This window comes from Pseudomonas mohnii, assembly GCF_900105115.1.
Lineage (GTDB): Bacteria > Pseudomonadota > Gammaproteobacteria > Pseudomonadales > Pseudomonadaceae > Aquipseudomonas > Aquipseudomonas mohnii.
Genome location: NZ_FNRV01000001.1, coordinates 213,139 through 230,043, shown reverse-complemented (window position 1 = coordinate 230,043; position 16,905 = coordinate 213,139). Strand labels below are relative to the sequence as shown.

At 57.9% G+C, this 16,905-nt stretch carries 14 protein-coding genes; 11 read left to right on the top strand and 3 right to left on the bottom strand.

What is annotated here, in order from left to right:
- The first annotated feature begins 15 nt into the window (after window positions 1-15).
- Together BLV61_RS00965 and BLV61_RS00960 are read left to right on the top strand one after the other, a co-directional pair.
- Entirely contained in the window at window positions 16-573 is a 558-nt protein-coding gene (locus BLV61_RS00965) for a chalcone isomerase family protein (protein WP_090461873.1), read from the top strand.
- 39 nt (window positions 574-612) lie between these two features.
- On the top strand, window positions 613-1,137 hold the full coding sequence (locus BLV61_RS00960) for a DUF3833 domain-containing protein (protein ID WP_047529219.1): 525 nt from the start codon (window positions 613-615) through the stop codon (window positions 1,135-1,137).
- 17 nt (window positions 1,138-1,154) lie between these two features.
- On the opposite strand, the gene BLV61_RS00955 is transcribed toward BLV61_RS00960, so the two are convergent.
- Both BLV61_RS00955 and BLV61_RS00950 read right to left on the bottom strand, forming a co-directional pair.
- Window positions 1,155-1,646 (bottom strand): DUF2878 domain-containing protein, encoded by a 492-nt coding sequence (locus tag BLV61_RS00955; protein WP_090461871.1) that lies wholly within the window; start codon window positions 1,644-1,646, stop codon window positions 1,155-1,157.
- A 165-nt stretch (window positions 1,647-1,811) separates the two neighbouring features.
- Window positions 1,812-3,002, bottom strand: coding sequence for a cation:proton antiporter (locus tag BLV61_RS00950; RefSeq protein ID WP_047529214.1), 1,191 nt, complete (start codon window positions 3,000-3,002; stop codon window positions 1,812-1,814).
- Window positions 3,003-3,296: 294 nt separating this feature from the next.
- On the opposite strand from BLV61_RS00950, the gene BLV61_RS00945 reads away from it, so the two are divergent.
- Complete coding sequence (locus BLV61_RS00945) at window positions 3,297-3,968, top strand: MarC family NAAT transporter (RefSeq protein WP_090461868.1); 672 nt, start codon at window positions 3,297-3,299, stop codon at window positions 3,966-3,968.
- Between the two features lie 158 nt (window positions 3,969-4,126).
- Entirely contained in the window at window positions 4,127-7,684 is a 3,558-nt protein-coding gene (gene mgtA / locus BLV61_RS00940) for a magnesium-translocating P-type ATPase (RefSeq protein WP_090461866.1), read from the top strand.
- A 355-nt stretch (window positions 7,685-8,039) separates the two neighbouring features.
- Here the strand turns inward: mgtA and BLV61_RS00935 are convergent, their stop codons facing one another.
- On the bottom strand, window positions 8,040-8,966 hold the full coding sequence (locus BLV61_RS00935) for a transporter (RefSeq protein ID WP_244159764.1): 927 nt from the start codon (window positions 8,964-8,966) through the stop codon (window positions 8,040-8,042).
- 264 nt (window positions 8,967-9,230) lie between these two features.
- On the opposite strand from BLV61_RS00935, the gene BLV61_RS00930 reads away from it, so the two are divergent.
- The 7 genes from BLV61_RS00930 (at window position 9,231) to BLV61_RS00900 (ending at window position 16,763) form a co-directional block, all read left to right on the top strand.
- A complete protein-coding gene (locus tag BLV61_RS00930) occupies window positions 9,231-10,442 on the top strand; it encodes an MFS transporter (protein ID WP_081997880.1) in 1,212 nt (403 codons plus the stop codon).
- Between the two features lie 218 nt (window positions 10,443-10,660).
- Window positions 10,661-11,266: a TetR/AcrR family transcriptional regulator gene (locus tag BLV61_RS00925; protein ID WP_244159762.1), complete on the top strand. Its 606-nt coding sequence runs from the start codon at window positions 10,661-10,663 to the stop codon at window positions 11,264-11,266.
- A gap of 286 nt (window positions 11,267-11,552) precedes the next feature.
- Window positions 11,553-12,035: a VOC family protein gene (locus tag BLV61_RS00920; protein WP_090461858.1), complete on the top strand. Its 483-nt coding sequence runs from the start codon at window positions 11,553-11,555 to the stop codon at window positions 12,033-12,035.
- The gene (locus BLV61_RS00915; RefSeq protein WP_090461856.1) at window positions 12,032-13,252 is read left to right on the top strand and encodes an FAD binding domain-containing protein; all 1,221 of its coding nucleotides are present in this window, start codon (window positions 12,032-12,034) and stop codon (window positions 13,250-13,252) included. The genes BLV61_RS00920 and BLV61_RS00915 overlap by 4 nt, the downstream gene beginning before the upstream one ends.
- 31 nt (window positions 13,253-13,283) lie before the next feature.
- Complete coding sequence (locus BLV61_RS00910; RefSeq protein ID WP_090461854.1) at window positions 13,284-13,646, top strand: DUF485 domain-containing protein; 363 nt, start codon at window positions 13,284-13,286, stop codon at window positions 13,644-13,646.
- Window positions 13,643-15,298, top strand: a complete 1,656-nt coding sequence (locus tag BLV61_RS00905) for a cation acetate symporter (protein ID WP_090461852.1) — start codon at window positions 13,643-13,645, stop codon at window positions 15,296-15,298. The genes BLV61_RS00910 and BLV61_RS00905 overlap by 4 nt, the downstream gene beginning before the upstream one ends.
- A 127-nt stretch (window positions 15,299-15,425) precedes the next feature.
- On the top strand, window positions 15,426-16,763 hold the full coding sequence (locus BLV61_RS00900; protein ID WP_090461850.1) for an OprD family porin: 1,338 nt from the start codon (window positions 15,426-15,428) through the stop codon (window positions 16,761-16,763).
- Window positions 16,764-16,905 lie beyond the last annotated feature (142 nt).

Sequence of the window (16,905 nt, the reverse complement as noted above, 5' to 3'; positions counted from 1 at the left end):
AAGCAGGAGGCTCTGATGAACGTGGCTGACGCAAGACGCATTTTCAAACATCGCCTGTCGAAGGCTTGTCTGCTGTTGCTGATGCTCTCGGTGCCGGCCTCGGCGGACTGGCGCCCATCCGTCCCCGAGGCACGTCTGGTCGGCCGGGGCGATTTCACCTGGTTTGGCATGAGCCTGTACACCGCGCGCTTGTGGAGCTCCGAGGCGCCGCCGGCGTGGGGTCAGCCCTTTGCGCTCGAATTGACGTATCGCCGTGCACTGTCAAGGGACACGCTGGTCGAGGCCAGCCTGGATGAAATGCGTCGCCTGGGCGGGGCGAACCTGGACGATGCCACCCTGCAACGATGGTCCGCTGAAATGCGTGAAGCCTTCGTTGATGTCCAGCCCGGCATGCGCATTACCGGGGTCTACCTGCCCGGCAAAGGCTGCACGTTTTACGTCGACGACCGGCTTCACCGGCAAGTGCCTGATGCCCGATTCGCCCGTGCGTTTTTCGACATCTGGCTCGACCCGCGGGCGCGAGATCCACAGTTGCGCCAACGCCTGCTGGGGCAGGGCGGTCCTGCTGAATAGCAGCGTTCTGAATACCAACCTGCTGAACAGGAGATAGACATGCGGCGAATACTGTTACTGATGGGCAGCCTGTTGCTGGCCAGCTGCGGCAATGTCGGCGTGGAGCACTACGCCCGGGAACGTCCGAGCCTGGATCTGGCGGCATTCTTTTCCCGGCCGGTGCAAGCCTGGGGCCTGTACCAGAATCGCTCAGGCGAAGTGCTCAAGCGATTCCACGTCCAGATTGAGAGCCATAGAGAGGGGCAGCGCCTGATCCTCGACGAGCGGTTTGTCTACAGCGACGGTACGCGCCAGCAGCGGGTCTGGACCCTGGAACCGGATGGCCCCATGCGCTGGCGTGGCCGGGCGAGCGATGTGATTGGCGAAGCCCGGGGCGAGGTCGCCGGCAACGCGCTGCGCTGGCGCTATCGCCTTGACCTGCCAGTGGATGGCAAGCATTGGGAAGTGGATTTCGACGACTGGATGTACCTGATGGACGACGACACCCTGATCAATCGTTCGAGCATGAGCAAGTTGGGCGTCGAATTGGGGCAGGTGAGTCTGTTCTTCCGCCGCCAGCCTTAGCGGCTGGCTTGATTTTGTCAACGCGGCGCGGCCAGTCGCAGGGCCAGGGGCAAAGCTGCTGCCCACAGCGGCGCCAGCAGCAGGGCGGTGCCAAGGGTGCCCCAGGGCAAACCGACCCCGGCCAGTGGCGCCCCGGCGATGTACGCCAGCGGTCCACCGATCAGGCCGAGCAGCACGCCGTGCCACATCGGCTTCCGGGCCCAGGCCAGGCTGTGGCGAAGCCCGCTCGCCAGCACCAGCCAGAGCAGTGCCAGCCACAGGGGCAGGGGCGGCTGGTCAAATTCGAAAACCCCCAGCGCGCCCAGGCCGGCATCCATCAGCCAACCGGCCACGCCCACGCGCAGGAGCGCAGTGGCTTCCTTGCCCGGCCGTGGACAGATCGCGATATGGATCACCAGGCCGACCGCTATCAGCAGTAGCAGCCAAGGGTGCCTGGCGCCCAGCACACAGCCCCACCAGCCGGCCTGCATCCATAGTGCGTTACCGATAAGCCATGCCCGGCTCGACATCAGGCGCACGACGACGATGGGCGGCGCGCATGTGGGGTCAGGGGTGCGAACGTCGTGGCGAAAGCGGACAGGCAGGCGGACATGGCAGGTTCCAGGCAATGTTGTACAAGTCGGAAATTCTGTACAGATAAGCCTGAAGCCTAGGGGCAAAGTCGTATAAGTCAATCAACGCTCGCGACGGGCCAGCCGCGAAACCCATGGATTGGCGCTCAAGCCATGCAATACCACGCTGAGTAGAACCGTGCAGACCGCGATGGCGCCTACCATGCGACCGGCCTCCAGCGGGTAATCCAGGATCATGATGGCAAAGACGATGGTGGCCAGTCCGCGTGGGCCGAACCAACCGATGAACAGTCGCGTTTCGTAATCGAAGGCCGTGCCTGCCAGGCTGATCAGTACCGGCAGCACGCGGATCACCGTCAGGCTCAGCACCGCATAGAACCAGATGGCCGGGGTGAGATTGCCCCAGACCCGAGGGATGACCAGCGCGCCGAACACGATCCAGGTTATGACCGATAGCGGGGTGGCGAATTCTTCGCTGGCCTCGAGCAAGCGATGCTTTTGCTCGGAAAACAGACTGCTCGCCAGTAACCCGCCGACGAACGCGGCGATAAACCCGCTGCCACCGAGTGTTTGCGCTGTGGCAAAGCACAGGAGGGCCAGTCCGGGCAGCGTCAGTTGTGACCATATGGGGGATTGCCAACTCTGTTTTGAGGCGTAGCGAAACATCAGCCAGGCGATCAAAGTCAGGGCCAGCCCGACGACGGCACCGATCCCCAGTTCCTCGATGAACAACTCCCCGGCCAGTGACAGGGGGGAACGGGTCTGCTCTTCGATCAGCAATGCCAGGAACATCAACAGCACCGGAACGCAGATACCGTCATTCAACCCGCTCTCGACGTTCAACCCTTCACGCACGGCGCCGGGAACCTTGGGATTGCTCATCACAGCCTTGCCCAGCGCCGCGTCGGTGGGAGCCAAGAGGGTCGCCATGATTGCCAGTTCCACCGGCGGTATCTGCGGGAACAGCCAGCGACCGATCAGCCAACCACTGAGCATGGTCAGGGGCAGCCCGATCATCAGCAGGCGCAAGGGCAAACCTTCGTGGGCCTTGAGAATCTTCAGGTCGGCATTGGCGGCATCGCTGAACAAAATGATCGCCAATGTCAGCTCTGCGAGCATCCTCAGGCCGTCCTTGTCGATCCGGGGCTGCAAAACGCCCAGGAACGCTGGACCGAGAATCAGGCCGACGAGCATGAACATCAGGGGACCATTGAGCAGGCGTGTCTCGATCCCCCCGGCAAATAGGCTGTAGAACAGGAGGAAAGCGGCGAAGAGGGCGAGGTTCTGATACATCGACGGCATGCCTGTGCAGTGGCCGGCTTCGGATGTAAGCCGCGCAAAACGTGCTCGGTGAGTATGAGCCACGTTGGATTCGCGCGTAGTCGGGTCATCTGATTTAAATCAATGTATGGCCAGATTCTCACCGTCAGTGGTGAAAACCCACATCGCACCTAGACTTGTCTGGCGTTACTTGCCTGGCATTCGAATGCCGCCCCGAAAGGGAAGTTGTGTAGCACATGTCGACACTCAGTCGGCTCCGTAATCACGCACCACGAAGTGTTTTAGTGACTTGCAGGGTGGATAGGGATGAACCATTTATTCGACGCCGTCACGCTCGGGTTGTTGGCATTGTTGCCATTGATCAATCCACCCACCACCGTGGCGCTTTTTCTGGCGTTATCCCAAGGGTTCAGTCGTGAAGAAAAAAACCAGCAGGCCTTCCTGACGGCAGTTTACGTCTTCATCATTATGCTGGTGACCTATTACATCGGTGAGTTCGTGATGGGTGTATTCAGTATTTCGATCCCGGGCTTGCGGATTGCCGGTGGTGGGATACTTGTCGTGATCGGCTCGAACATGTTGTTTCCCAAGCCTCGCGAAACCGCTTGCAGCGATAGCGCGGCGAAAAAAACCAGCTTCGCGTTCATCCCCCTGGCCATGCCCAGCACAGCCGGCCCTGGCACGATCGCAATGATCATCAGTGCCTCTGCCACCATTAAAAACAACACCACCTTTCCGCAATGGGTGCTGCTGACGGCTCCACCTTTAATTTTCCTTGTCACCGCGTTGACACTTTGGGGTTGCTTGCGCGCGTCGGACTTAATCATGAAGGTCACGGGGGAGTCGGGTATCGATGCCATTTCCCGTTTGATGGGTTTTATATTGGTGTGCATGGGCGTTCAATTTGCCATCAACGGATCGGTCGAGATCATACAAACCCTCATCGACAATAACGCGCAAATAATACATTCCCCCTAGGCCCGGTCGGCTTGCTCAGCGCTGCGGGTACCCGGAGACCGGCAGCAGTGTCCCACCGGACTGAACCCGCTCGAGCACGCGGAATTGACATTAATCAATCCCGTCCGCCCACACGGGCCCAGAATCCAGCGATCTGCCAAATTGCTCAGGGCCCCGGCATGTCTGTCAAATTACCCATTCCAGACTTTCCCCCTTCAGCTGCGCTGGAAGACGGCCAGCATTTCAGTCGTCCCGCACTCTGGCTGACATGGCTGCTGGGAGCCGCCATGTTTGCGACGGTGGTGGGCGTCGCACTGCAATTCACGGACGTCGAATCCTTCACACGCCTGCTGACGGAGGCAGAGCCACTGTGGCTCATCGCCGCCTTAGGCTTGCAAGCCCTGACCTATATGGCGCAGGGGCAGGTTTTTCGTGTGGTGCTCAAGGCCGGGGCTCAGCATCTTTCACTCTGGGAAGCGGGCAAGCTCAGCTTGATGAAGCTGTTTGTCGATCAAGCCTTGCCGTCTTCCGGCATCAGCGGGGCCTTTGCGGTTGTCGCCTCGTTCGTGCGCCTGGGGTTCGCCAGACCCGTCGTGCTGGCGTGCCTTGTCCTGGATCTGTCCGGGTACTTCCTGGCCTATGTGCTGTCCGTTGGCGTGGCACTGCCGGTGGTGATTTTCCAGGGGCATGCAACGGCGGCTTTATTGGTGACCTGTGTGGTGTTCGTGGCGGTCAGCCTGATGCTGGCGGTTGCCACGCCAAGGCTGGCCGGCAACACACGCCTGGCGACCCATGTGCCGGGGCAGCGTTTTTCGATGATCGCCAAAGGCCTTGCGTTGCTCACCGGAGCGGATCGACAGCTGGTACGCAGCCACGCCTTGCTCTGGCGCATCACGTTGCTGGAACTAGCGATCATCCTGCTGGACAGTGCAACGCTGTGGGTCCTGGTGCGAGCGTTGGGCGTCTCGGCACCGCCCCTGGGGTTATTTGCCGGCTTCATGCTGGCCAGCGTTCTGCGCAGTATCGGCATTGTGCCGGGTGGTCTTGGGGCCTTCGAAGCCGCAGCCGTGGTGACGTTGCATTGGGTCGGGGTGAACGTAGCCGTGGCGTTGTCTGCCACGCTGCTGTTTCGCGGCCTGACGTTCTGGTTACCGATGTTGCCCGGTCTCTGGCTGGCGCATCGCGAATGGCATTCCACCACGACAAAACCGACGCATGATGTCTGCGCCGATTATTGGAGCCCGTCGCTCAGCGAGTTGTTCAGCACCTTGCACAGTAATCCGACGGGGTTGAGCCAGGCCCAGGCCAAGGCGCGACTGCGCAGCGCACCAACCCAGGCCAAGGACCGGCCACAGGGATTGGCCAGGCTGGTGCTGGAACAAATGCGCACGCCGTTGGTGCTTATTCTGATTGCCGGCGCGGTGGTGGCCGTGGTGGTGGGCGACTGGCTCGACGCGGCGATTGTCGGGTGTATTGTGCTGATCAGCGCTGTCCTCAGCGCCTGGTATGAAAATCGTGCCAGCCACGCGGTGGAGCAGCTACGCAACAAGATCGCCTTGCGCGCAACGGTCCGTCGGGAGGGCAAGACCCTGGAGGTTGCCGCCAGTGACGTGGTGCCAGGTGACGTCCTGTTACTCAGCGCCGGCAGCCTGATCGCCGCCGATGGCCGCATCCTGCAGGCCCTCGACTGCTTCATCGCCGAGAGCCTGCTGACCGGCGAAACCTTTCCGGTCGAAAAGCTGCCAGGTGATTGCGCCCCTGAGGCCACCGTGGGGCAGCGCCACAATTGTGTGTTCATGGGCACCTCGGTCCGTAGCGGTACCGCCGAGGTGCTTGTGACGCGCTATGCCCAGGACAGCGAGATCGGCCACATCGCCAAGACCTTGTCGCTCAGGCCTCCCGAAACGGAGTTCGAGCGTGGCTTGCGTCGTTTCGGTGCCTTGTTGCTGCGGGTGATGCTGGTGATCACGATCGTCGTGTTCGGCATCAACATCTTGCTGCATCGCCCGACCCTCGACACGCTGCTATTCGCCATCGCCTTGTCCATTGGTTTGTCGCCGGAACTGTTGCCGGCGATTCTCAGCATTACGCTGGCCAAAGGCGCGCAGCGCATGGCGGCGAAAGGGGTGATCGTGCGTCACCTCAACGCCATCGAAAACCTGGGGGCCATGGACATCCTGTGTACCGACAAGACCGGTACGCTGACCCGGGGTGTCGTGGTGCTGGACGCTGCGATGGATGTGGAGGGCGTCGCCGCCACTGATGTCCTGCAGCTGGCGGTGTTCAATTCCAGTTTGCAGACAGGCATGCGTAACGCGATGGACGATGCCATCACCCTGGCCGGCAAAGACCTGGCACCGTGCGCCGATGTCATCAAACTTGATGAAGTCCCCTATGACTTTGTCCGTAAACGCCTCAGCGTGGCGGTGGCCAATGCGCCCGGGGCCAGCAGACTGATGGTCACCAAAGGCGCCCTGGACAATGTGCTTGAGGTTTGCACGCACCTGCGCCGTGGTGAACAGGTTGTCACGTTGAACGACGCGGAGCGGGCGACGATCGCGCAACGTTTCGCGGACTGGAGCGAGCAGGGCTTTCGCGTCCTGGGCATTGCCACCCGTGCATTGCCCGATCAGCCGCACTATGACCGCGACGAAGAAAAGGACATGACCTTTCGCGGCTTTCTGTTGTTTTTTGACCCGCCGGAACCCGGGGTCAAGGACACGCTCGCCACCCTGGACGGGCTGGGTGTGCAAGTGAAGATCATCAGCGGCGACAACCATCTGGTCGTCCGCCATGTCGGCCAGGCGGTGGGCCTGCCGGTGGAGCGAATCATCACCGGCGGTGAACTCTCGGTGATGAAAGATGAAGCCTTGATGCACTTGGCCCCCCGGACAACCCTGTTCGCCGAGGTCGATCCCAATCAGAAGGAGCGCATCATCCGGGCCCTGCAAAAGACCGGGCATGTGGTCGGCTACATGGGCGATGGCATCAATGATGCCCCGGCGCTGCAAGTCGCCGACATCGGGATTTCCGTGGACAACGCGGCCGACGTGGCCAAGCAGGCCGCCGACTTTGTGCTGCTGGAACACGATCTGAATGTCCTGCGCGAAGGTATCGAAGAGGGGCGTCATACCTTCGCCAATACCCTCAAATACATATCGATTGTCTCCAGTGCCAACTTCGGCAACATGATCAGCATGGCCCTTGCTTCCCTGGCGCTACCCTTCCTGCCGCTGCTGGCCAAGCAGATATTGCTCAATAACTTCCTGGCCGACATCCCTTCGATGGGAATTGCCAGCGACAACGTTGACCGGGAATGGGAAAGCACGCCTCACCGATGGAACATCAAGCAGATACGTAACTTCATGGTGGTGTTCGGGCTGGTGAGCTCGCTGTTCGACATCCTGACGTTCGTGGCCCTGTACCTGCTGGCAGAGATGGTTCCTGCAGTATTTCGCAGCGGTTGGTTCGTTGAGTCGCTGCTGACTCAACTGCTGACGATCTTCATCGTGCGCACCTACAAACCGTTTTACCAAAGCCGCCCGGCGAAACTGCTGATCGTCAGTGCACTGGGCATCGGCCTGCTGGCCATAGGTCTGCCGTACAGCCCGGTAGCCCCCTGGTTCGGCCTGGTGCCTTTGCCATTCCATATCCTGTTGCTGATGCTGGCAATCAGTCTGGTGTACATGGTGTCGGCCGAGTTTGTGAAACGGGCTTTTTATCGGCGTCAACACTAGTGGTTTCAACGCGCTTGAGACAGGTGCAGCGCGTTAACGGGGGAGGGCGTCTCGGGCCGTTGAAAAAACGGGCACAGACAGGGAAGGGGTTCAGAATGTAATTCGAACATAGACGCCATATAAAGCAACTATTCGGCCTCAGGGAGGCGATATGACCAATCCACAAGATAAAACCGAATCCGATGCGGATTTAGTTTATGTGGGTGTGGTGATAGCGCGGCTTGCCGGTCTTTATCCATCGAATCAGATTAAGTGACGCTCGATTTTCCTGAACCACTTGCGGGTATTGGTCAATAATCAGACTCAGTCGAATATTCCACCGATGCATGAATGGAATACAGCGCAAGCCCCGGTTTCAAAGCCCTGCGCCGAAGCGATATTGCCAGACGACGCCAATGGCATCGTATTCGCTGCCCGTACGAGTATGTCCGCCATTGCTCGCATTGAGCTTCACTGAATGGTTGCGGTTCAACGGTAGCGTGAGGGTGCATCCGTAGCGCGTATTTTCCTGGAAGTCATGGTTGCCGACGCCATCGATTGAAGTACTCCCCCCCTCATAGTAGGTCGAATCCAGCGAGACCCAGACTCCGCTCTCAAAGGCATAGATAAGATGCGCCTGCACCTGGTAAATCGGGTTCTGGGAAAGTGTGCGGTTGCCAAGGTACTCGTTGTTGTCGGTGTAATAAGTTGCCGCTGCGGACAATTCCAGGGTCACGGGTCCCAGACGCTTGGAAATCCCGAGTTCGGGCTTGAACGACCAGCGGTTGTTGCCGAGATTCACCAGCTTGTTCGCGTCGTACTGGCCGAGTGGCGCCGTGATCGCCAGGCTGGTGCCGATAATCACATCCTGTTTATAGCTGGGGAATTCAGCCAGGGACATCGCCGGGGCGCCATACACGTTGACCGAGAAGCGAAATCTTGGATCGATCAAACCCGTCACATTTCGCTCCTTGGGCTCGCCGGCAAACAGGGCAGAACCCGTCAATTTTGCCTCAGGCACGACGATATCGAACTTCCCGGAGCGGCCCCAGATGTCGAGGGATCTGGCATAGGCAAACACGACAGTCTTGATATCGAGCTTGGCATCCTGGAGCGGGACCGAGGGGTTGGCCGTCACGTTGCCATGGAGATCGCTATAGCCCATGAGCAGGAAGTTGATACCGACCGGCGTATTGGCGTAGGACCTGGGCTCGAGATCCTCTGCGCCGGCAATGGAGGTGACGAGGATGAGCGAGGCGGTTGCGAAACGAATCGGCCGAACGACGCAGAGTTGGTGTTTCATCCACATTCGATCGCTGCCTGTCAGGCCCCGGAAGTTCTACTCATTGTAGTAGCGCATCCGTATTCGTCTGGCATTCATAGCGACCACGTTCCGACGGTGGTTCCAGCAGACTGCCCAGGCATCTTTTGCGCACGACGCAACATGACGTTGCGCCATGTCCATATTCTCCCGGCGAGGCGTGCCGCCTATTTTGTGGCCTGACAAACATCCAGCGGGTGACCTTCATTGGAACGTCACCGTTGTCGAACTTCAGGAGTCCACAGCATGAGTGTTTCAACAAGCGGTACGGCAGCGACGATAGCAAAAGCTTCAATGACGAGAGGGATGGTGCTTCTCTTTGCGTTTTGTTGTGGCGCCATCGTGGCCAACATCTATTACGCACAGCCGATTATCAGCCTGATCGCCCCGGATATCGGCATGTCCAATGGCAGCGCCAGTTTTATCGTATCGCTGACTCAAATCGGTTACGCACTCGGATTGTTCTTCCTGGTTCCCCTGGCGGACCTCATGGAAAATCGCCGGCTGATGATTGCCACGATCGTGGTTACGATCTTCAGCCTGATCGCAGCCGGCCTGGCCAGGCAGCCGAGTGTGTTCCTTGTCGTCTCGGCACTCATCGGTTTCAGCTCGGTCTCTGTGCAAATGCTGATTCCATTGGCCGCGCATCTGGCGCCGGAAGAGTCTCGCGGCCGAGTGGTGGGCGGGATCATGGGCGGCTTGCTGTTGGGGATCCTGCTGGCGCGGCCGCTGTCGAGCCTGGTTGCTGATCATTTTGGCTGGCGGGTCGTGTTTATCAGCGCGGCTGCGTTGATGCTCGTCATTTCCATGGTGATCGGCATGACCATGCCCAAATGGCAACCAGCCCATCGCGCGTCGTATGGCCAGTTGCTGAAATCCCTTGGCCAACTGTTTTGCCGCGAACCCGTATTACGTCAGCGAGCGCTCTATCAAGGGTTGATGTTTGCCGCGTTCAGTTTGTTCTGGACCGCTGTCCCGATGGTATTGAGCCGTGAGTTCGGCCTCTCGCAAAGTCAGATCGCGATTTTCTCCCTGGTCGGCGCCATCGGTGCAATCGCCGCACCTATCAGTGGTCGACTCGCGGATGCCGGGCACACTCGACGCGCCTCACAGTTGGCCATGATATTGGCCGCAGTGAGTTTCCTGCCGGCGTTCATCAATCCCTTTTACGGTGTGATCGGCTTGGCGGTGACCGGTATCGCGCTGGATTTCGCGGTGCAGATGAACATGGTGCTTGGGCAACGCGCCGTCTACGCCTTGGGCACTGCCAACCGAGGCCGTCTGAATGCGTTGTACATGATCAGCATCTTCATTGGCGGGGCGTTTGGCTCCTCGGTGGCCAGCTCGCTTTATGAACACTTCAGCTGGTTGGCGATTGCGGCCGTCGGCAGTGCACTGTCACTGGTGACCTTGATCGTCTTCCTGGTGGTGTCCCGTAGAGACGCGCAGAACCACTGAGTCATCGCGCTGCCTGAACGCCTGCCCGGTGACGGAACGGTTCACGTCCTCGGACGCCGGGTCGGGGTTCATAGCCAGCGCATTCTTTTGTTTTGTATGATGCCTCGATGAAGCTCGAGCGAGGCGTTATGCAAGACTCAAAAAAAACAACGGACTCACAGGGCACTGTCAAAGCGGCAACCCGGCGCCTTTCCCCAGAGGTCCGGGAAAAGCAGATCGTGCAGAAAGCCATCGAGCACTTCGCGACCTGCGGATTCTCGGGAAGCACCCGTGAGCTGGCCCGGCAACTGGACATCACCCAGCCTTTGCTTTATCGCTATTTCCCCAGTAAGGAGGCACTGATCGACCGCGTTTACGATGAGGTTTATCAGTGGGATGCTTCTTGGGAGACGGTGATCAAGGATCGTTCGCAACCCCTTCAGGAACGCCTGGTGCGTTTCTATACCTCATACGCCCACGTGATTTTGCGACGAGAATGGATTCGCATCTTCGTGTTCGCCGGGTTGACCCGTGAAGGCATCAACGATCGGTATCTGGCCAAATTACGTGAGCGAGTCTTCATTCCCGTTATTGCCGAAATTCGCCACGCCCATGGTCTGGCGCCTTCCTCCGGTGAAACGATCAATGAAAAAGAGCTCGAACTGATCTGGAGTTTGCATGCCAGCATTTTCTATATCGGCGTGCGCAAATGGATCTACGATCTTCCGGTGACCGAGGACATTGACGCGCTGATAGAGCAGATGGTCGATGCGTTCCTCAATGGCGGTCCCCATGTATTGGCTCAGGTCGACAACGACATCGGCGGGACGCCTCGCTTGAGTTGATTTCCCGCCTGGCCACCTCCTGACATCCTGCTTTCACCCTTCTTTTTTCGACCACTCATCACCTGTTTCAGCCTTTGGCTGGATAGGTGGCGGGAGGGCGCGCACCTCGCTATTTCGCTCTGAAAAGCCCGTTCCAAACGCCTCAAGCGCGTTCTGCCAAGACGCCATCGCGACGCGGTTCAGGGGCAGACGTTAAAAAATCGGGTCCGCCGGCTATTTACATCAATTTCGTCAGGCCTTACTGTTTATCAACCGATAAATAACAACAAAAACTGTTGGAGGCATCATGCAAGTCCGAAAACTCGCTCATTACTCGATCCGGTCGTTCGACCTGGAAAAGTCCAGCCATTTTTATGAAAAAGTGCTCGGTTTCACCCCTGGCTACCGGCCGCCGTTCGACTTCCCTGGCGTGTGGTTGTACATGGGAGGGGACGAGCAGGATTTTGGTACGGTCCACATCATCGGGATCGATCCCGCCAACCCCGAGGGCCTGAAGAAGTATCTCGGCGACAAGGACATCCCGCTGAAGGGCACCGGGACCGTTGATCACATTGCGTTTCTGGTAACAGGCCTGGTTGAGTTCTGGGGCGCCCTGAAAGCCGAAGGCATTGCCTGGCGTGATCGCACCGTTCCGAGCCTGGGCCTGCATCAGGTATTCATCGAAGACCCTTCCGGCGTCACCATCGAACTGAACTTCCCGGCCTCCGAGATTGAAGCCGTCGGTTCCTACGCCGCCCATGCCGCTGCGACGGTGGAGATGCAACCATGATTAATATGCCGAACAAACGCCGCGCCATTGTCGTCGGTGGCTCGCTGGGTGGTCTGTTTGCAGCGAACATGTTGCTTCGCAAAGGTTGGGATGTAGAAGTCTTTGAACGGGTACCCGATGAACTCGCTGGACGAGGCGCAGGGATCGTTACACACCCTGAGTTGTTCGAAGCGATGGCCGCAGCGGGCATCCCACTCGATGCGTCGGTAGGTATCGATGTGCTGTCGCGCGTCACGCTGGACCAGGACGGCGATGTCGTATTGGAGAACGCGCTCCCGCAAACGCTGACCGCGTGGGGAAAGATGTACCAGGTGCTTCGCGCCGCTTTTCCAGACGCGCTCTATCGTTGCGGCGGCAACGTCGTCTCGGTCGAAAGCACGGAGTCCCATGCCAGCATCACACTGGCCGATGGCTCCACGCATCAAGCAGACATCATCATTGCCGCCGATGGATTTCGCTCGACGATTCGCCAGCAGCTTTTGCCTGACTTGCATCTGCAATACGCCGGCTACATCGCATGGCGCGGGTTGGTCGATGAAGGTGTTCTTTCCGACTCCGCCCACGCTGCGCTCTTCGATAAATTTGCGTTCTGCTTACCCCCGCGCGAACAGATTTTGGGGTATCCGGTTGCCGGCCAGTCGAACAGTACCCTGGCAGGCGAGCGTCGTTATAACTTCGTGTGGTATCGCACCAGCGGCGACGATGAGTTGAAGGACCTGCTCCGGGATGAGAGCGGTAAGCAGTTTGAAGGTGGAATTCCTCCGACGCTGATACGTCGTGACGTGCTCGCCGATATGTATGAGTCTGCCGATACGCTGCTGGCCCCACAGTTTGCCGAAGTCGTGAAGAAAGCTGCGCAGCCGCTGTTCCAGCCTATTTACGACCTTGAAGTACCGAAGATGAATTTCGGACGAATCGCGTTGCTCGGCGACGCTGCATTCGTGGTCCGTCCCCATTGCGGGATGGGTGTCACCAAGGCGGCCGGTGATGCCTTGGCAATCGTCGAAGCGCTCGAGCGACAAGCATCCGTTGAAGAAGCCTTGGCGGACTACAGCGAGCAACGTTGCCGTTTCGGCGCCTCGATCGTTCAGCACGCCAGGCATCTTGGCGCCTATATGCAGGCGCAATTGAAAAGCGAGGAAGAGCGCGAAATGGCTGAGTTGTACCGGACTCCGGAAGCCGTGATGCGCGAAACGGCAGTGCCCGTGAAGTTTTAATTCAGTCACACGCCCTTCGCAGGAGAGAACCATGGAACATGCATATCCGCAAGACGGTGGCTCGGCCGTGTCCGCTGAACAGCTTGAAGACACTATTCAAAATCCGATTCTGGAAAACCCGCAGTTTCGTGCATTGGTCAAACAGCGACGAATATTTTCGTGGAGCATGACGGCTCTCATGCTGGCAGTGTATTTCGGCTTCATTCTTACGCTGGCCTTTATTCCTGCCCGCCTGGGTACACCCATCACCGAAGGTCATCCCATGACGTGGGGCGTGCCGATTGGTTTCGGGATGCTCGCCTTCACGATTCTTCTCGTTGCCGTCTACGTCTGGCGCACCAACACCTGCTACGACCCCAAAATAAAAACAATCATCGGGAGCTTCAAAAAATGAAGCGTCTTCTTATTACATTCTCGGCCATCCTTGCTTCGGCAACTGTATACGCGAGCGATGTCCCTGCCGCCGTGCCCAAACACAACCCCATTGCCATCGGCATGTTCCTGGCGTTCGTCGTGTTCACCCTGTTTGTCACACGATGGGCGGCGCGCAAGAACAATAGTGTTGCCGATCACTATGCCGCAGGCGGGAAAATCACCGGTTTCCAGAATGGTTGGGCCATTGCCGGCGACTACATGTCCGCAGCGTCTTTACTGGGCATCTCCGCGTTGGTGTTTACCAGTGGTTTCGATGGACTGATCTACTCGATCGGCTTTCTCGCCAGCTGGCCGATCATTCTGTTCCTGATCGCGGAGCCGTTGCGCAACCTTGGGCGCTACACCCTGGCGGACGTACTGTCGTACAGGTTGAAGCAAAGACCCATACGAGCGTTCGCGGCGTCCAGCTCGATCGTGATCGTGCTGCTTTACCTGGTGTCTCAACTGGTCGGTGCCGGGAAACTGGTGGAATTGCTGTTCGGTTTCGACTACACCGCGGCTGTACTGCTGGTGGGTACGCTGATGGTGATCTACGTGTTCTTTGGCGGGATGCTGGCCACCACCTGGATTCAGATTATCAAGGCAGTCTTGCTGCTGACCGGCTGCGTTTTCATGGCGTTCATGGTGTTATCCGAGTTCGGATTCAGCCTGAACCAACTGTTCACTCAAGCGATTCAGGTTCATCCGTCCCATGGGGCAATCATGAGCCCCGGCGGTTTGATTTCCGATCCGGTATCCGCCATTTCCCTGGGGTTGGCACTGGTCTTCGGTACGGCAGGTCTTCCACACATTCTTATGCGGTTTTTCACCGTCGGTGACGTTAAAGCCGCGCGCCAGAGCATTCTTTATGCCTCCGGTCTCGTCGGCATCGGCTATGCGCTGATAGTCATCATTGGCTTTGGCACCATCGCCCTGGTGGCAAGCAATCCGGCCTATCACGATGCATCCGGTGGAATATTGGGTGGCGTTAACATGGTTGCCATTCACCTTGCCCATAACGTCGGGGGCAATGTCTTCCTCGGATTCATGTGTGCGGTATCGTTCTCGACCATATTGGCGGTCGTGGCAGGGTTGACCCTGGCGGGCTCGTCAGCGGTTTCTCATGATCTCTATGCCCATGCGTTGCGCCGCGGTACCGCCAGCGACCGTGACGAAATGCGTGTCTCTCGCGTGACGACCATCGTGCTGGGGGTGATGTCGATTCTCCTGGCGATTGCATTTGAAAAGCAGAACATCGCCTTCATTGTCAGCTTAACGTTCTCCATCGCCGCCAGTTCCAACTTTCCGGTCCTGCTGTTATCGATCTACTGGAAAGGCCTGACAACCCGTGGTGCCGTGATGGGTGGATCGCTGGGGCTGGTATCGGCCATTACCTTGTGCATTCTCAGCCCAACCGTTTGGGTCAAGATCCTTCATCATCAGCAAGCCTGGTTCCCTTATGAATATCCGGCCCTGTTTTCAATGGCCGTCGCATTCATCGGTATTGTCTGGTTTTCCAAGACCGATCGCTCCGCCAGTGCCATCAACGAACGCAATCAATTCGAAAACCAGTTGGTCGATTCTGAACTGGGTACGCCGGCAACATGGAAGGCTCAGCTCAAAGCTGATTGATCCATGTCGTTGATGTCTGCATTAAATAATTTCTGAATAACGGCGCTTATGCTCCCTGTGCGGTCGGGACATTTGCGCCTGAAAAAAGCTTAAACAACAATAATAATCTCAACTTGGGTGCAGAGAAATGAAATGTACTTTTACCCTCGCGGCCGCCCTGTGTGTCTTGGCGCAGCATACCCATGCGGCGGGTTTCATTGATGATAGTAAGGCGGCACTTAAACTGCGTAACTACTATATCAACAGCGATTATCGTGACTCCGCAACACCCGCGCAGGAAGCCGCCAATCAAAGTTATCAAGCGGAATGGGGACAGGCTTTCCAGTTGGAATATATCTCCGGATATACCCAAGGGCCTGTAGGCTTCGGTGTCGATGCGCTAGGCATGTTGGGTGTCAAACTCGATTCAAGCACCGGCAAGCATGGCAATCCAACGGGCAACAACTTCGGCGGTGTGGTGTTTCCAAGCGACGGCGATCATGCGGTTGACGATTTTTCCAGCCTGGGACTGACCGGGAAAGTGAAGATCTCCAAGACCGAGTTGAAGCTTGGCACTCTGGTGCCGAAGCTGCCGGTTATCTATAGCAACGACGGGCGTTTGCTGCCGCAAACCTGGCAGGGAGCCCAGGTGACCTCTGCGGACATCAAGGATCTGACCCTGACAGGAGGGCAAATTGACGGGGTCAAGGGCCGGAACTCCAGCAATACCGAAAACATGTCCATTGCCGGCGCCAACAATCCGGTCACCGGTCGTTTCAGTAATAAATTCATTTATGCGGGCGGCGACTACAAACTGAGCAAAGACCTGACCTTGCAATATTATTACGGCAACCTTGAGGATTTTTATAAGCAACACTTTCTGGGGTTGATTCATAACTGGGCAATCGGTTCAGGCGTGCTGACCAGTGATCTCCGATATTTCAATAGCCAGGACGCTGGTGCGAACGGCCATGACCCTGCTTACTTTACGACAGGCTACTACGGCGGTAATACGCTAAAAGGCAAAGTCGACAATAACCTGTTCAGTGGTTTATTGACCTACGCCGTTGCCGGTCACACCTTCGGAGCCGGCTATGAGGTTAGCAACGGGAAAAGCGATTTCCCTTATTTAAACCAGGGTGACGGCCCGACCACTTACACCATCACGGAAATGCAGGTTCAGAAATTCGTGCACGCCGGCGAGAAGTCCTGGCAAGCACGCTACGCCTTTGACTTTGCAAAACTGGGCTTGCCCGGCGCGACCGCGGGGGTTGTCTACGTTAACGGTGATGACATCAACACCATCGCGTCCAGCCATTCCAGTGAGTGGGAGCGCGATATAACGCTGGCCTATGTCGTGCAATCGGGACCGTTGAAAGGCGTTAGCCTCATGTGGAAAAACGCGATGGTACGAAACAACATCCCGAACACCCGCCAACAGGACGAAAACCGGATCATCATTAATTACCAACTGGCATTGTTTTAGGCGTTATCCGGTAGAGCGCGGGTGAAAACTTATTCAGCGGGCTGGCTGCCCGCTCGACTGACAGGCAGCGCTTAAAGGCGTGTTGCGTGTACATGCCGTTCTCTTCCAACGGCATGTTTTATAGAAGAGAAACATTTCCCTT

Excerpts from the sequence above, each read along its gene's own strand:
- BLV61_RS00965 (WP_090461873.1), top strand. The coding sequence starts at position 16 with ATGAACGTGGCTGACGCAAGACGCATTTTCAAACATCGCCTGTCGAAG.
- BLV61_RS00960 (WP_047529219.1), top strand. The coding sequence starts at position 613 with ATGCGGCGAATACTGTTACTGATGGGCAGCCTGTTGCTGGCCAGCTGC.
- BLV61_RS00955 (WP_090461871.1), bottom strand. The coding sequence starts at position 1,646 with ATGTCGAGCCGGGCATGGCTTATCGGTAACGCACTATGGATGCAGGCC.
- BLV61_RS00950 (WP_047529214.1), bottom strand. The coding sequence starts at position 3,002 with ATGTATCAGAACCTCGCCCTCTTCGCCGCTTTCCTCCTGTTCTACAGC.
- BLV61_RS00945 (WP_090461868.1), top strand. The coding sequence starts at position 3,297 with ATGAACCATTTATTCGACGCCGTCACGCTCGGGTTGTTGGCATTGTTG.
- mgtA (WP_090461866.1), top strand. The coding sequence starts at position 4,127 with ATGTCTGTCAAATTACCCATTCCAGACTTTCCCCCTTCAGCTGCGCTG.
- BLV61_RS00935 (WP_244159764.1), bottom strand. The coding sequence starts at position 8,966 with ATGAAACACCAACTCTGCGTCGTTCGGCCGATTCGTTTCGCAACCGCC.
- BLV61_RS00930 (WP_081997880.1), top strand. The coding sequence starts at position 9,231 with ATGAGTGTTTCAACAAGCGGTACGGCAGCGACGATAGCAAAAGCTTCA.
- BLV61_RS00920 (WP_090461858.1), top strand. The coding sequence starts at position 11,553 with ATGCAAGTCCGAAAACTCGCTCATTACTCGATCCGGTCGTTCGACCTG.
- BLV61_RS00915 (WP_090461856.1), top strand. The coding sequence starts at position 12,032 with ATGATTAATATGCCGAACAAACGCCGCGCCATTGTCGTCGGTGGCTCG.
- BLV61_RS00910 (WP_090461854.1), top strand. The coding sequence starts at position 13,284 with ATGGAACATGCATATCCGCAAGACGGTGGCTCGGCCGTGTCCGCTGAA.
- BLV61_RS00905 (WP_090461852.1), top strand. The coding sequence starts at position 13,643 with ATGAAGCGTCTTCTTATTACATTCTCGGCCATCCTTGCTTCGGCAACT.
- BLV61_RS00900 (WP_090461850.1), top strand. The coding sequence starts at position 15,426 with ATGAAATGTACTTTTACCCTCGCGGCCGCCCTGTGTGTCTTGGCGCAG.